The organism is Variovorax sp. P1_H2, assembly GCF_056405295.1.
Window position 1 is genome coordinate 1 of sequence record NZ_JBFUCJ010000278.1, and the last position, 1,525, is coordinate 1,525.

The window sequence follows — 1,525 nt, forward strand, 5'->3', positions numbered from 1 at the left end:
CCTTGGGACGGCCCGGCGCCGGCCTGACTGACCCCCACGCTCCGTCACTTCGTGTACTCGCTGCCCCCCCCGAGGGGGCCGCAGGCCGCCTTGGGACGGCCCGGCGCCGGCCTGATCACCTCGTGCAGTCGCATCAGAAAGCACGAAGCCCGCTGAAAGCGGGCTTCGTCAGGGAAAGCAATGCGGTCAGTCGGCGTGATGGAAGCGCGACTCCGGCACCGTCTTCAGTTCGCCGGGCAACGAGCTGATGTAGGCGGCGAGTTCCTTGATCTCGGGGTTGCTGTACTTCTTGGCCTGGCCGCCCATCACGCCGTTGGAACGGCCGAGCGTCGTGTGGCTCTGGGTCTTGTACGACTTCAGCGCGACATACAGGTAGTCGGCGTATTGGCCCGCGAGCTTCGGCACGGTGCCGTCATTCGGCGTGTTGAAGTTGGCGCCGTGGCACTTGGTGCAGGCGTTGTCCTTGTCGCGCGAGATCAATGCTTGCACAGTGTCGCCGGGCGCGGGGGCGGTGGCCGGCGGTGCGTCGCCTTCCTTCAGGCCGAGCTGGCTGTAGTAGGCGCCGAGATCGGCGATGTCCTGCTCGCTCAGCGAGTCGGCGATGGCGCGCATGGTCGGGTGCTTGCGCTCGCCGCCCTTGTACTGCGTGAGGGCCGAGACGATGTAGCTGGCGCTCTGGCCGGCGATCTTCGGCACCTTGTGGATCTCCGGGAAACTGGCTTGGTAACCAAGGATGCCGTGGCAGCCGACGCACATGGCGGTCTTCTTGGCGCCAGCCTCGGCGTTGCCGGTGATCTTCTGGGCCTGGGCCGAGACCGTCACGCAGGCGACAGCGAGGGCAAACATCGTGGTCAACAGCTTGTTCATTTTGCGCGCACAATCTCGTGGAGAAACTTGTTTCAAATCAACATTTGATTATATGGGGGCTCGTCGGAGCCCCCGCGGACGAAGAATCGATGTTGTGTTCTTTCAACCACCCTCCGCTTCAAGCCAATCCATGAAATTCAAGGGTTCAGACAACTACGTTGCCACTCAGGATCTGATGCTCGCGGTCAATGCCGCCATCACGCTCAAACGCCCGCTGCTGGTCAAGGGCGAGCCCGGCACCGGCAAGACGATGCTGGCCGAGGAAGTGGCCCAGGCCCTCGATCTCCCGCTGTTGCAGTGGCACATCAAGTCGACCACCAAGGCCCAGCAGGGTCTGTACGAATACGACGCCGTCAGCCGCCTGCGCGATTCGCAACTGGGCGACGAGCGCGTCAAGGACATCCACAACTACATCGTCAGGGGCGTGCTGTGGCAGGCCTTCACGGCCGACCAGCCGGTCGCGCTCCTGATCGACGAGATCGACAAGGCCGACATCGAATTCCCGAACGACCTGCTGCGCGAGATCGACCGCATGGAGTTCTACTGCTACGAGACCCGCGAGCTGATCCGCGCCAAGCACCGGCCGGTGGTGTTCATCACCTCCAACAACGAAAAGGAGCTGCCCGACGCCTTTCTGCGCCGCTGCTTCTTCCACTAC

Annotated in this window: 2 protein-coding genes; one reads left to right on the forward strand and one right to left on the reverse strand. The window is 63.4% G+C overall.

What is annotated here, in order from left to right:
* Window positions 1-186: 186 nt before the first annotated feature.
* The gene (locus AC1D2E_RS35820) at window positions 187-867 is read right to left on the reverse strand and encodes a c-type cytochrome (protein ID WP_478201788.1); all 681 of its coding nucleotides are present in this window, start codon (window positions 865-867) and stop codon (window positions 187-189) included.
* A gap of 130 nt (window positions 868-997) precedes the next feature.
* On the opposite strand from AC1D2E_RS35820, the gene AC1D2E_RS35825 reads away from it, so the two are divergent.
* Window positions 998-1,525 (forward strand): AAA family ATPase (locus tag AC1D2E_RS35825; protein WP_478201789.1); only part of this gene is annotated, 528 nt, incomplete at its 3' end.

What these genes read in the sequence shown, in the direction of transcription:
- AC1D2E_RS35820 (WP_478201788.1), bottom strand. Translation starts at nt 867, where the DNA reads ATGAACAAGCTGTTGACCACGATGTTTGCCCTCGCTGTCGCCTGCGTG.